General features: G+C 62.3%; 12 protein-coding genes. 4 read left to right on the top strand and 8 right to left on the bottom strand.

What is annotated here, in order from left to right; genetic code table 11:
• Positions 1-68: 68 nt before the first annotated feature.
• Positions 69-518: a Cd(II)/Pb(II)-responsive transcriptional regulator gene (gene cadR / locus Q1W70_RS11700; RefSeq protein WP_095164637.1), complete on the top strand. Its 450-nt coding sequence runs from the start codon at positions 69-71 to the stop codon at positions 516-518.
• A gap of 126 nt (positions 519-644) precedes the next feature.
• Here the strand turns inward: cadR and Q1W70_RS11695 are convergent, their stop codons facing one another.
• The 3 genes from Q1W70_RS11695 to Q1W70_RS11685 form a co-directional block, all read right to left on the bottom strand.
• A complete protein-coding gene (locus tag Q1W70_RS11695) occupies positions 645-1,616 on the bottom strand; it encodes a thymidylate synthase (RefSeq protein ID WP_166592736.1) in 972 nt (323 codons plus the stop codon).
• Positions 1,617-1,673: 57 nt separating this feature from the next.
• Positions 1,674-2,489 (bottom strand): prolipoprotein diacylglyceryl transferase, encoded by an 816-nt coding sequence (gene lgt, locus Q1W70_RS11690; protein ID WP_166592735.1) that lies wholly within the window; start codon positions 2,487-2,489, stop codon positions 1,674-1,676.
• Between the two features lie 82 nt (positions 2,490-2,571).
• Entirely contained in the window at positions 2,572-3,354 is a 783-nt protein-coding gene (locus Q1W70_RS11685; RefSeq protein ID WP_095164642.1) for a sulfite exporter TauE/SafE family protein, read from the bottom strand.
• A gap of 135 nt (positions 3,355-3,489) precedes the next feature.
• On the opposite strand from Q1W70_RS11685, the gene Q1W70_RS11680 reads away from it, so the two are divergent.
• On the top strand, positions 3,490-4,236 hold the full coding sequence (locus Q1W70_RS11680; protein ID WP_182342783.1) for an NRDE family protein: 747 nt from the start codon (positions 3,490-3,492) through the stop codon (positions 4,234-4,236).
• A gap of 66 nt (positions 4,237-4,302) precedes the next feature.
• Here the strand turns inward: Q1W70_RS11680 and ptsP are convergent, their stop codons facing one another.
• Complete coding sequence (ptsP, locus tag Q1W70_RS11675) at positions 4,303-6,582, bottom strand: phosphoenolpyruvate--protein phosphotransferase (RefSeq protein WP_166592733.1); 2,280 nt, start codon at positions 6,580-6,582, stop codon at positions 4,303-4,305.
• A gap of 22 nt (positions 6,583-6,604) precedes the next feature.
• Positions 6,605-7,084 (bottom strand): RNA pyrophosphohydrolase, encoded by a 480-nt coding sequence (locus Q1W70_RS11670; RefSeq protein ID WP_095083604.1) that lies wholly within the window; start codon positions 7,082-7,084, stop codon positions 6,605-6,607.
• Between the two features lie 143 nt (positions 7,085-7,227).
• On the opposite strand from Q1W70_RS11670, the gene Q1W70_RS11665 reads away from it, so the two are divergent.
• A complete protein-coding gene (locus Q1W70_RS11665; protein WP_166592732.1) occupies positions 7,228-7,884 on the top strand; it encodes a histidinol-phosphatase in 657 nt (218 codons plus the stop codon).
• Positions 7,885-8,006: 122 nt separating this feature from the next.
• Here Q1W70_RS11665 and Q1W70_RS11660 read toward each other — a convergent pair whose 3' ends face one another.
• Together Q1W70_RS11660 and ilvA are read right to left on the bottom strand one after the other, a co-directional pair.
• A complete protein-coding gene (locus Q1W70_RS11660) occupies positions 8,007-8,432 on the bottom strand; it encodes a DUF2269 family protein (RefSeq protein WP_166592731.1) in 426 nt (141 codons plus the stop codon).
• Between the two features lie 39 nt (positions 8,433-8,471).
• The gene (gene ilvA, locus Q1W70_RS11655) at positions 8,472-9,986 is read right to left on the bottom strand and encodes a threonine ammonia-lyase, biosynthetic (protein ID WP_166592730.1); all 1,515 of its coding nucleotides are present in this window, start codon (positions 9,984-9,986) and stop codon (positions 8,472-8,474) included.
• 145 nt (positions 9,987-10,131) lie between these two features.
• On the opposite strand from ilvA, the gene rpiA reads away from it, so the two are divergent.
• Positions 10,132-10,803 carry a ribose-5-phosphate isomerase RpiA gene (rpiA, locus tag Q1W70_RS11650; RefSeq protein WP_166592729.1) on the top strand — a complete coding sequence of 224 codons (672 nt, stop codon included), beginning with the start codon at positions 10,132-10,134 and terminating at the stop codon, positions 10,801-10,803.
• 178 nt (positions 10,804-10,981) lie between these two features.
• On the opposite strand, the gene Q1W70_RS11645 is transcribed toward rpiA, so the two are convergent.
• On the bottom strand, positions 10,982-11,896 hold the full coding sequence (locus Q1W70_RS11645; protein WP_166592728.1) for an SdiA-regulated domain-containing protein: 915 nt from the start codon (positions 11,894-11,896) through the stop codon (positions 10,982-10,984).
• Between the last annotated feature and the right edge of the window lie 109 nt (positions 11,897-12,005).

Raw genomic sequence — 12,005 nt, 5'->3', positions numbered from 1 at the left:
GGTGCCTGTTGCCAAGTAAAGACCCTGTAGCCACTATAGGGTCAAGCACCCATTTGGAGATTATCGCGATGAAGATCGGAGAACTGGCGAAACTGACCGATTGCGCCGTCGAAACCATCCGCTACTACGAGCGTGAAGGCCTGCTGCCGGAGCCGGCCCGCAGCGACGGCAACTACCGCGTCTACACCCAGGCCCATGCCGAGCGCCTGACCTTCATCCGCAACTGCCGCACCCTGGACATGACCCTCGAAGAAATCCGCAGCCTGCTGGGCCTGCGCGACAGTCCACAGGACCAGTGCGAAAGCGTGAACGCCCTGATCGACGAACACATCCACCACGTCAAGGCACGGATCGACGGCCTGCTCGCCCTGCAGGCGCAACTCATCGACCTGCGCCAACGCTGCAGCGAAGGGCCGGATATCGAACAGTGCGGGATCTTGCAGCGCCTGGAAGTCAGTGGCGGAGTGGTTGCAACGGAGGTCGAACATTCCCACGTAGGCCGCAGCCACGGCCACTAGGCACATCACAAAACACTGTGGGACCGGGCTTGCCCGGGATGGCGGTGGGTCAGGAGCCATAAATGTTGGCTGTACCGGCCCCATCGCGGGCAAGCCCGCTCCCACAGGGGTGTTGCGTATGGCTTGTCAGACCGCCATCGGCGCGGTCATGGGCGCGTGGTGCTCATAACCTTCGAGCGAAAAATCACCCGGCTCGATCAGCTCCAGCCACTCCGGCTGATACACCCCGGTCTTGGCAAACTCCGGCACACGATCCGAGATTTTCAGCTGCGGCATCGGGAACGGCTCGCGCTTGAGCTGTTCGTTGAGCATGTCCAGGTGGTTTTCGTAGACGTGGGCATCGCCGATGAAATAGGTGAACCAGCGCGGCGTGTAACCGGTCAGGCGACCGATCAGGCTCAGCAGCGCGGCACCCTCGGTGAGGTTGAACGGCGTGCCCAGGCCCAGGTCGTTGGAGCGGATGTAGAGGGTCAAAGAGATCTCTTTGGTCTCGACATTCGGGTGGAACTGGTACAGCAGGTGGCACGGCGGCAGGGCCATTTCATCGAGCTGGGCGACGTTCCAGCCGTGGAACAGGATACGCCGGCTGCCCGGGTCCTTGATGATGGTATCGACACACTGGCGAACCTGGTCGATGGCCTTGTACAGCACCACGTAGGCCTGACCGTCTTCCTCGCCTTCGGCAATCTGCCGGTAACCCTGGGCCAGGGTCTGCTCGATGGCGGCCGGGTTGCTCAGGGGGATCTGCTTGTACGCTGGCCACTTGCGCCATTGCACGCCGTAGATCTCGCCCAGGTCATCTGCGCCCTGGCGGAACGGGTTGGCCAGCCACTGCGCGTTTTCATTGGCATTCTGGTCCCAGACCTTGCAGCCCAAGGCGCGGAACTCGGCGGCGTTGTTGACCCCGCGCAGGAAACCGCACATCTCGCCGATGGCCGACTTGAAGGCCATCTTGCGGGTGGTGATCGCCGGGAAACCTTCTTGCAGGTCATAACGCAGCATCGCACCCGGGAAGCTGATGGTGTTGACGCCGGTACGGTTGGCTTGCTTGGTGCCGTTCTTGATGACGTGGGCGACCAGATCGAGATATTGCTTCATGTATTACCTGTGTCCTTGAAGGCAGGGCTCGCGGCCCTGCGCTTCGAATATAAAGCGTCAGGCGGCCGGGACAGCCGGTGCCTTGGGTGCGCGGTGATAGGCCAGCCAGATCAGGAACAGTCCACCAACGATCATCGGGATACACAATACTTGGCCCATGGTCAGCCAGTTCCACGCCAGGTAGCCCAACTGGGCGTCCGGCACGCGGTAGAACTCGACGACAAAGCGGAAGATTCCGTAGAACAGCGCGAACATCCCGGAGACCGCCATGGTCGGCCGCGGCTTGCGCGAGAACAGCCAGAGGATGGCGAACAGCGCCACACCTTCGAGGGCGAACTGATACAGCTGCGACGGGTGGCGCGCCAACTGGGCCGGGTCGCTGAACGACGGGAAGACCATGGCCCACGGCACGTCGGTCGGCTTGCCCCACAACTCGGCGTTGATGAAGTTACCGATCCGCCCGGCCCCCAGGCCGATCGGCACCATCGGTGCAACGAAGTCCATCAGCTGGAAGAACGACTTGCCGTTCTTTTTGCCGAACCACAGGGCTGCCAGCATCACGCCGATGAAACCACCGTGGAACGACATGCCGCCCTTCCACACCTCGAAAATCAAGGTCGGGTTGGCGAGGTAGGCGCTCAGGTCGTAAAACAGCACATACCCCAGGCGACCACCGACAATCACGCCCATCGACATCCAGAAGACCATGTCGGAGAGTTTTTCCTTGGTCCAGGTCGGGTCGAAGCGGTTCAACCTGCGCGACGCCAACAGCCAGGCACCGCCGATGCCGATCAGGTACATCAGGCCGTACCAGTGGATTTTCAGCGGGCCAATGGCCAGGGCCACCGGGTCAATCTGCGGGTAAGGCAGCATTGCGACTCCTCGTTAGAGTTGAAACTTAAAATTCCTGGCGCGACCCTGCCACGCCGGGATTAAGCCAGGATTGCGCCCTGCCTCAGAGCAGGAAACTGGTGCCCACGCACAACAGCAAAGCGGCAAACAGTCTTTTCAGCAATCGCGGCGACAACCGGTGGGCCAGTCGCGCGCCAAAACGGGCGAAGACCATGCTGGTCAGGGCAATGCCCAGCAGCGCCGGCAAATAAACGAAACCCAGACTATGAGCGGGCAACAAGGGATCATGCCAGCCCAGAATCATGAAACTTAATGCACTTGCCAACGCGATCGGCAACCCGCAGGCGGACGACGTCGCCACGGCCTGCTGCATTGGCACACTGCGCCAAGTCAGGAATGGCACGGTCAGCGAACCGCCGCCAATCCCGAAGATCGCCGAGGCCCAGCCAATCACGCTGCCGGCCACGGTCAGACCGAACTTGCCGGGAACCGTTCGACTGGCCTTGGGCTTGAGCTCCAGGGCCATCTGCACGGCGATCACCAGGGCAAACACACCAATGATCTTCTGCAGGTGCGGACCGGAAATCGCCTCGGCGGTCAACGCGCCGAAACCGGCCCCGAGCAGGATCCCCAAGGTCATCCAGGCAAAGATCGGCCAGCGCACCGCGCCTTTGCGCTGGTGCTCGCGCACCGCGTTGATCGAGGTGAAAATGATGGTGGCCAGCGAAGTGCCGACGGCCAGGTGGGTCAGCACCGACGCATCAAAACCCTGCAAGGTGAAGCTGAACACCAGCACCGGCACGATGATGATCCCGCCACCCACCCCAAACAGCCCGGCCAGCACGCCTGCACAGGCGCCCAGCAGCAGATAGAGCAAAAATTCCATGATCGTCCTTGTCCGCTTCGCAAAAAAGCAGCCGCATGGTAACGGATGCGGGGGCCCGGGCTCCACTGTGGATGACGATGGATCGATGAGCGATGTCTGCGTACAGTGGGCAGAAAAACACACAAGGACCACCTTATGTGCCTGATTATTTTTGCCTGGCGCCCGGATCACGCCACTCCCCTGATCGTCGCGGCCAACCGTGATGAGTTCTATGCCCGCCCCAGCCTGCCGCTGGCGGCATGGCCCGAAGCGCCACAGGTGCATGCCGGACGCGACCTGGAGGCCGGAGGCACTTGGCTGGGCGTCGGCGCGGACGGACGTTTTGCCGCCCTGACCAACATCCGCAATCCGCACCAGCCGCCGGCGCGCAAATCCCGCGGCGAACTGGTGGCGCGATTTCTCACCGGCGAAATGCCGATTGATCAGTATTTAGCCGATGTTGTCGGCAGATCGCTGGAATATGCCGGCTTTAACCTGCTGATCGGCAATCGCCAGGAGCTCTGGCACTACAACGCGCAAGAAACCGCGCCGAACCCGCTGGCGGCCGGGGTCTATGGATTGTCCAACGCCGGGCTCGATACCCCCTGGCCCAAGCTGGTCAAGGCCAAGGCGGCACTGACCGAAGTGCTCGATGATCCACAACCGCAGGCGTTGCTGGCATTGCTGGGCGATCCGCAGACGGCACCGTTCGGTGACTTGCCGGACACCGGAGTCGGGCTGGCGACTGAGAGTCTGCTGTCGAGCGTGTTTATCGCCAGCCCCACGTATGGCACCCGCGCCAGTACCGCGCTGATTGTCCAGGCCGATGGTTCACGGGTGATGGTGGAGCGCAGTTTCGGGCCCTATGGCGGGCATCTTGGGGAAGTGCAGATCAGGCTTTGAGGGGGGGTGTGGTGTTGCCTGGACTGGCCCCATCGCGGGCTTGCCCGCGATGAAACCGCCGCAGGTTCAGAGCGGCTTGATCGCCGCCGGGTTGGTCATCCGCGCCAGGCCGAGGTTTTTCAACGCCAGTTGCAGCGAGCTGTGGATAACTTGCGGGTTGTCGATGGTCATCAGCTCCGCCAGCAGGTCCTTGGCCCAGCTGAGGTTGATCTGGCGCAGCATCCATTTCACTTTCGGCAGGTTGGTGGCGTTCATCGACAGGCTGTCAAAACCCATCGCCATCAACAGCACGGCCGCTGCCGGGTCACCGGCCATTTCACCGCAGATGCTCACCGGCTTGCCTTCGGCATGGGCATCGCGCACCACGGTCTGCAGGGCCTGCAGCACCGCCGGGTGCATGTAGTCGTACAAGTCCGCCACCCGTGGGTTGTTGCGGTCCACGGCCAGCAGGTACTGGGTCAGGTCGTTGGAGCCGACCGACAGGAAGTCCACCTGCCGCGCCAGTTCCTTGGTCTGGTAGACCGCCGCCGGAATCTCGATCATCACGCCCACCGGCGGCATCGGCACGTCGGTGCCTTCGTCACGCACTTCGCCCCAGGCACGGTGAATCAGGTGCAGGGCTTCTTCGAGTTCGTGGGTGCCGGAGATCATCGGCAGGAGGATGCGCAGGTTGTTCAGGCCTTCGCTGGCCTTGAGCATGGCGCGGGTCTGGACCAGGAAGATTTCCGGGTGGTCGAGGGTGACGCGAATCCCGCGCCAGCCGAGGAACGGGTTGTCTTCCTTGATCGGGAAGTAGGACAGTGACTTGTCGCCGCCGATGTCCAGGCTGCGCATCGTCACCGGTTGCGGGTGGAAGGCGGCGAGTTGCTCGCGATAGATCGCCAGCTGCTCCTTTTCGCTCGGGAACCGTTGATTGATCATGAACGGTACTTCGGTGCGATACAGGCCCACCCCTTCGGCGCCGCGCTTCTGTGCCCGCGCCACGTCCGCCAGCAGGCCGGTGTTGACCCACAGCGGCATGCGGTGGCCGTCGAGGGTCACGCAGGGCAAGTCACGCAGGGAGTCGAGCCCCAGGGCCAGTTGCTTCTCTTCTTCGACCACCTCGGCGAATTGCTTGCGCAACACGTCGCTGGGGTTGGTGTAGACCTCACCCCGATTGCCGTCGACGATCAACTCGATGCCATCGACCTTGGCATACGGCAGGTCGACCAGGCCCATCACCGTCGGGATGCCCATGGCTCGTGCCAGGATCGCGACGTGGGAGTTGCCCGAACCCAGGACCGAGACCAGGCCGACCAGCGTACCTTCCGGCACCTCGCCGAGCATGGCCGGCGTCAGTTCTTCGCTGACCAGAATGGTCTTTTCCGGGTAGACCAGGTTTTGCTGGCGCTCTTCCTGCAAGTAGGCCAGCAGGCGGCGGCCGAGGTCCTTGACGTCCGACGCCCGCTCACGCAGGTAGGCGTCGTCCATCAGTTCAAAGCGGTTGACGTGATCGGTGACCACCTGGCGCAACGCACCCTGGGCCCATTGGCCGGTCTTGATCACAGTGGTGACTTCGCTGCCCAGCGCGGCATCGTCGAGCATCATCAGGTAGACGTCGAACAGCGCGCGCTCTTCCGGGCGCAACTGGGTTGCCAGCTTGGCGGACAAGGCCCGCATGTCGGCGCGCACGCCTTCGATGGCGGTCTTGAACAGGCCCAGTTCGGCGTCGATGTCGGTGATGGTCTTGTCCGGCACCACATCGAGATCCGCCGGTGGCAGCATGACCACCGCGGTACCGACCGCCGCACCCGGCGAACCCGGCACGCCGATGAATTTGGCTTCCTGGATGCCCTTGCCCTGGCGCCCCAGGCCGCGGATCGAACCGGTGGCCTCGGCATGGGCGATAACCCCGGCGAGCTGGGCGCTCATGGTCACGAGGAACGCTTCTTCGCCCTCATCGAACTGACGCCGCTCTTTTTGCTGGATGACCAATACGCCGACGACGCGACGGTGGTGAATGATCGGCGCGCCGAGGAACGAGGCATAACGCTCTTCACCGGTCTCGGCGAAGTAGCGATAACGCGGGTGGTCGGCGGCGTTTTCCAGGTTCAACGGTTCTTCACGCGTGCCCACCAGGCCCACCAGGCCTTCGTTGGGCGCCATGCTGACTTTGCCGATCGAGCGCTTGTTCAAGCCTTCGGTGGCCATCAGCACAAAACGGTTGGTCTCGGGGTCGAGCAGGTAGACCGAGCAGACCTGGCTGCCCATGGCCTCTTTGACGCGCAATACAATAATGCCCAACGCCGCCTTGAGATCCTTGGCGGAGTTAACTTCCTGGACGATCTTGCGCAGCGTATTGAGCATGGCTCGGGGTCGAACTCCGTCGTCAGTCGCGCGTTAGAAGGCGCGGGGCAAGCTCTTTGAGAGCGCGGCGATACACCTCGCGCTTGAATGTCACCACCTGGCCCAACGGATACCAATAGCTGACCCAACGCCAGCCATCGAACTCCGGTTTACCGGTCAAATCCATCCGCACCCGCTGCTCGTTGGAGACCAGGCGCAGGAGAAACCATTTCTGCTTCTGGCCGATGCACAGCGGTTGGCTGTGGGTACGGACCAGACGTTGCGGCAAACGATAGCGCAACCAGCCACGCGTGCAGGCGAGAATTTCAACATCTTCGCGCTCCAGGCCGACTTCTTCGTTCAACTCGCGATACAAGGCGTCTTCCGGCGTCTCCTGAGGGTTGATTCCACCTTGAGGAAACTGCCAGGCATCTTGATTGATACGGCGAGCCCATAGCACCTGGCCGGCATCATTCGTCAGAATGATCCCCACATTGGGGCGGAAACCATCGGGGTCGATCACGGCAACAACCTCGCAAACGCATGTCGCCGCATTGTTCCACAAAGGTTGGGAAGGCGGCAACGAAGCTTCCTACCTTATGTGCACTCTTGTGAAAAGACCGTATTCTTAACCCCTTTTTACTGACTTATCAGCGGGTAACTGCAATGCGCCTGGCTTTATTCGATCTGGACAACACACTTTTGGGCGGCGACAGCGATCACGCATGGGGCGATTACCTGTGTGAACGGGAGATCCTCGACCCTGTCGCGTACAAAGCGCGCAACGACGAGTTCTACCAGGATTACCTGGCCGGCAAGCTGGACAATGCCGCGTACCTGAACTTCTGCCTGGAAATCCTCGGCCGCACCGAGATGGCCCAACTCGATGAATGGCACCGCGACTTCATGCGCGACTGCATCGAACCGCTCATGCTGCCCAAGGCTGTGGAGCTGCTGGCCAAGCACCGCGCCGACGGTGACAAGCTGGTGATCATCACCGCCACCAACCGTTTCGTCACCGCACCGATTGCCGAACACCTGGGGGTGGAAACCCTGATCGCCACCGAATGTGAAATGCACGAGGGCCGCTACACCGGGCGCAGCACCGATGTACCGTGCTTTCGCGAAGGCAAGGTGACGCGCTTGAATCGTTGGCTGGAGGAGACCGGGCTGTCGCTGGAAGGCAGTTACTTCTATAGCGACTCGATGAATGATCTGGCGCTGCTGGAGCGGGTGGCGAACCCCGTGGCCGTGGACCCGGACCCGAACCTGCGGGCCGAGGCCGATAAGCGCGGCTGGCCGGTGATTTCTTTGCGCGACTGAGAATGCCATCGCGGGCAAGCCCGCTCCCACAAGGGGCTTGGGTGTGCATGCAATCTATGCCACCCGGCAAAACCTGTGGGAGCGGGCTTGCCCGCGATTAGGGTCACCTCGGTACCAAGCTGCTAAACCGGCTTGGCGCCCATCAAGCCGGCAATCGCGATCAAGCTGACCACGCTGACCAACGCCAGGGCAAAGGTGAACCTGCCGCTGCCACCCGGCGCCGTACGCTGGCGGTTGAGCCGTGCCAGCAGCCAGAAACCACTCAGCACCGTCACTGCATACAGCACGCTGGACGCCAGCAGCCAGGTCTGCCCCAGCGGCCAGCCAACCAGGTGCACCATCCACCAGCCAGTGAACGGCATGCTCAGCAACGCCAGGCCCATCAGCAGCCAGACGAACAGCCATGGCCGTTGCAACGTGCGCACCGGCGCCGTGGCATCCCCGTTGCGCCGGGTCCGCCAGACCCAGAGCGCCAGGCCCAGTGCACCGGCCAGCAGCAACACGGTCGCCACCCTGTGGACCATTTTCAGCGCGATCAAGGTATCCATACGTCTATTCCCTCAAGTCCTGTGCATCAGCGTAGCCATTCAGCCCAGAAACAGCTGATAGGCCGGGTTGTCGCTTTCATCCCAATACGGGTAGCCGATTTCCGCCAGCGCCGCCGGCACCAGGTGGCGCTCGTCGTGGGGCACCTGCAAGCCGGCGACTACCCGGCCGTCGGCCGCGCCGTGGTTACGGTAGTGGAACATCGAGATGTTCCAGCGCCCGCCGAGCTTGCTGAGGAAGTTGAACAGCGCGCCGGGGCGCTCTGGAAATTCGAAACGCAGGATCACTTCGTCGACCACATGGGCCGCACGACCGCCGACCATGTGGCGAATGTGCAACTTGGCCAGTTCGTTGTCGGTCAGGTCGAGCACCGGGAAACCCTGCTCGCTCAGGCTGGCGATCAGCGCACTGCGTGGATCGTTTTCCGGATGGGTCTGCACACCGACAAAAATGTGCGCCTCGCTGCCGGTGTTGTAGCGATAGTTGAATTCGGTGATCTGGCGCTTGCCGATGGCTTCGCAGAACGCCTTGAAACTGCCCGGCTGCTCCGGAATGGTCACCGCGATAATGGCTTCGCGGCCCTCGCCCAACTCGGCGCGCTCGGCGACATGGCGCAGGCGATCGAAATTGACGTTGGCGCCGGAGTCGATGGCCACCAGGGTCTGCCCGGTGACGCCGCGCAACTCGACGTACTTCTTGATCCCGGCCACGCCCAGGGCGCCGGCCGGCTCGGTGATCGAGCGGGTGTCGTCGTAGATGTCCTTGATCGCCGCGCAGATTTCATCGGTGCTGACGGTAATCACTTCATCGACATAGTCTTTGCAGATATCGAAGGTGTGCTGGCCGATCTGGGCCACAGCCACACCGTCGGCAAAGATCCCCACGGTCGGCAACACCACTCGCTCGCCGGCAGCCATGGCCGCTTGCAGGCAATTGGAGTCATCCGGCTCGACGCCGATGATCTTGATGTCCGGACGCAGGTATTTGACGTAGGCCGCGATCCCGGCGATCAGGCCGCCACCGCCCACCGGCACGAAGATCGCGTCCAGCGGACCCGGATGCTGGCGCAGGATTTCCATGGCCACCGTGCCCTGCCCGGCAATGGTGTGCGGATCATCGTAGGGGTGAATGTAGACGTAGCCTTTTTCGTCGACCAGCTTCAGCGAATAGGCCAGGGCCTCCGGGAACGAATCCCCGTGCAGCACCACTTTGCCGCCACGCGAACGCACGCCTTCGACCTTGATCTCCGGGGTGGTCTTGGGCATCACGATAGTCGCCTTGACCCCCAGCACCTTGGCCGCCAGGGCCAGGCCCTGCGCGTGGTTGCCCGCCGAGGCAGTGACCACGCCGCGTGCGCGCTCTTCGTCGGTCAACTGAGTCAGCTTGTTGTAAGCGCCGCGTATCTTGAACGAGAACACCGGCTGCAAGTCTTCGCGCTTGAGCCAGATCGTGTTGCCCAGCCGCTCGGAGAGCTGGCGGGCAGTCTGCAAAGGGGTTTCCACGGCAACGTCATAAACGCGCGAGGTGAGGATCTTTTTGACGTACTGTTCAAGCATCGGAAAGCATCACTGAGCGGGTTGGGCGGGACCACGGAGTCTAACCCGGCTTTTGCCCGGGCGACCACACGAATACAGAGGTTTTAGCCGGCCATGGCGCTATAATGCCGGCCTTCTGTCCCCCTCATGGCACCTCGGAGCCCGCATGACCCAGGATCAACTCAAACAGGCAGTGGCGCAGGCCGCCGTCGATTTCATCCTTCCCAAACTCGACGACAAGAGCATCGTCGGGGTCGGCACCGGCTCCACCGCCAACTGCTTCATCGACGCCCTGGCCCTGCACAAGGGCGCCTTCGACGGCGCGGTCGCCAGCTCCGAAGCCACCGCCGCGCGCCTCAAGGGCCACGGGATCCCGGTGTATGAGCTCAATACGGTCAGCGACCTGGAGTTCTACGTCGACGGCGCCGACGAAAGTGACGAGCACCTGAACCTGATCAAGGGCGGCGGCGCCGCCCTGACCCGCGAGAAGATCGTCGCGGCCGTGGCCAAGACCTTCATCTGCATCGCCGACGCCAGCAAGCTGGTGCCGGTGCTGGGCAACTTCCCGCTGCCGGTCGAAGTGATCCCGATGGCCCGCAGCCACGTGGCTCGCGAGCTGGTCAAACTGGGCGGCGACCCGGTGTACCGTGAAGGCGTGTTGACCGACAACGGCAACATCATCCTCGACGTGTTCAACATGCAGATCACCAACCCGGTGGAGTTGGAGAAGCAGATCAACGCCATCGTCGGCGTGGTCACCAACGGCTTGTTCGCCGCCCGCCCGGCGGACCTGTTGCTGCTGGGCACCAGCGAAGGCGTGAAGACTCTCAAGGCCTGAGGCTGTAGCTGGTACCCGATTGCGGCACCCACTTGCACCTTGTGGCTTGCAGCTTGCCCGCGATGACGGTGTGTCTGGCACCATCGGTGTTGGCTGTGCCGGCCTCATCGCGAGCAAGCCGCAAGCGGGCGCTCGCTCCCACAGGTTTTGCATACACCCCGTGGGAGCAGGCTTGCGGCTACGGATTGGGCTTCTTGAAAACGTAGAACAGGTTCGGTTCGCTCACCAGGTACAAGGTCCCGTCGTCATCCATGGCGATCCCCTCCGCTTGCGGCACGGTCTTTTGCAGGCCCTGACGCCCCTTGCTCAACGACATGGTGCTTAACGGCCGCCCGTCGATATCCAGTTCCAGCACCAGGAAAGACTCGTCCGACAGCGCCAGCAAGTGGCCGCTGCGTTCGTCGTACTGCAGGCTCGACAGATCGCGCACAAACAGCCCGGCATCGCGCTTGGGGTTGTTGATCACGTGCACGGCGTAGGACTTTTCCGGGTTGTAATGGGGGAAACCCTTCACTTCATAGATCAGCATCGGGTCGCGCTCCTTGGCGACAAACAAGCGCTTGCCCTTGGAGTCGTAGGCCAGGCCCTCGAACCCCTTGTTGCGGGTCATGTGCACGCCCAGGGTCATCTGTTCGGCATCCGCGGCGTCGAGGAAGGTGGTGTCGTCTTCGAGATGAATCTTGATCAGCCGTTGCTGGCGCTCATCGCTGATCACGTACGTGTCGGCGCTGATGAACTCCACGGCTTCCGGGTCGCCAAAGCCGATCAGCGCGACCCGGCGCAGAATGCGCCCGTCGAGGGACATTTCGACCAGCTCTGAATTCTTGTTGGTGACGGTGAACAGGCTTTTGCGCACCGGATCATAGGTCAAGGCCGAGACGTCATCGTCCAGCCCTTCGATCGGCTTCGCCTCGATCACCACTCGATAGTCGTTGAGCGCCATCGAATGCTCACCGACCGGGTGCAACCAGGCTTGCAGGTTAAACCAGGTGCGCTCGTAGAGGCGGTAGTACTGGCCCAGCATGGCCAACGCCAGCAAGGCGGCGATCAACAGGATCAGGGCAAGGGGCTTGGGGCGGGCAAGTCGGCGCATGGGGCGAGCTCAAAAACCAATCGGGCGGATGAAATATCACGCGTTGATGAATTCAAGCTTAATGGAGTTGGGTTTGTAGCCACGCTCCATGGCATAGAGAGACCCTGTG

Origin of the sequence: Pseudomonas kielensis (assembly GCF_030505375.1) — a bacterium.
In the GTDB taxonomy this organism is placed as follows: domain Bacteria; phylum Pseudomonadota; class Gammaproteobacteria; order Pseudomonadales; family Pseudomonadaceae; genus Aquipseudomonas; species Aquipseudomonas kielensis.
Note: the sequence above shows the minus strand (reverse complement) of the source record. Positions and strands in the feature narration are given on the sequence as shown.

Coding starts and splice junctions, on each gene's coding strand:
- cadR (WP_095164637.1), top strand. CDS start 69: ATGAAGATCGGAGAACTGGCGAAACTGACCGATTGCGCCGTCGAAACC.
- Q1W70_RS11695 (WP_166592736.1), bottom strand. CDS start 1,616: ATGAAGCAATATCTCGATCTGGTCGCCCACGTCATCAAGAACGGCACC.
- lgt (WP_166592735.1), bottom strand. CDS start 2,489: ATGCTGCCTTACCCGCAGATTGACCCGGTGGCCCTGGCCATTGGCCCG.
- Q1W70_RS11685 (WP_095164642.1), bottom strand. CDS start 3,354: ATGGAATTTTTGCTCTATCTGCTGCTGGGCGCCTGTGCAGGCGTGCTG.
- Q1W70_RS11680 (WP_182342783.1), top strand. CDS start 3,490: ATGTGCCTGATTATTTTTGCCTGGCGCCCGGATCACGCCACTCCCCTG.
- ptsP (WP_166592733.1), bottom strand. CDS start 6,582: ATGCTCAATACGCTGCGCAAGATCGTCCAGGAAGTTAACTCCGCCAAG.
- Q1W70_RS11665 (WP_166592732.1), top strand. CDS start 7,228: ATGCGCCTGGCTTTATTCGATCTGGACAACACACTTTTGGGCGGCGAC.
- Q1W70_RS11660 (WP_166592731.1), bottom strand. CDS start 8,432: ATGGATACCTTGATCGCGCTGAAAATGGTCCACAGGGTGGCGACCGTG.
- ilvA (WP_166592730.1), bottom strand. CDS start 9,986: ATGCTTGAACAGTACGTCAAAAAGATCCTCACCTCGCGCGTTTATGAC.
- rpiA (WP_166592729.1), top strand. CDS start 10,132: ATGACCCAGGATCAACTCAAACAGGCAGTGGCGCAGGCCGCCGTCGAT.
- Q1W70_RS11645 (WP_166592728.1), bottom strand. CDS start 11,896: ATGCGCCGACTTGCCCGCCCCAAGCCCCTTGCCCTGATCCTGTTGATC.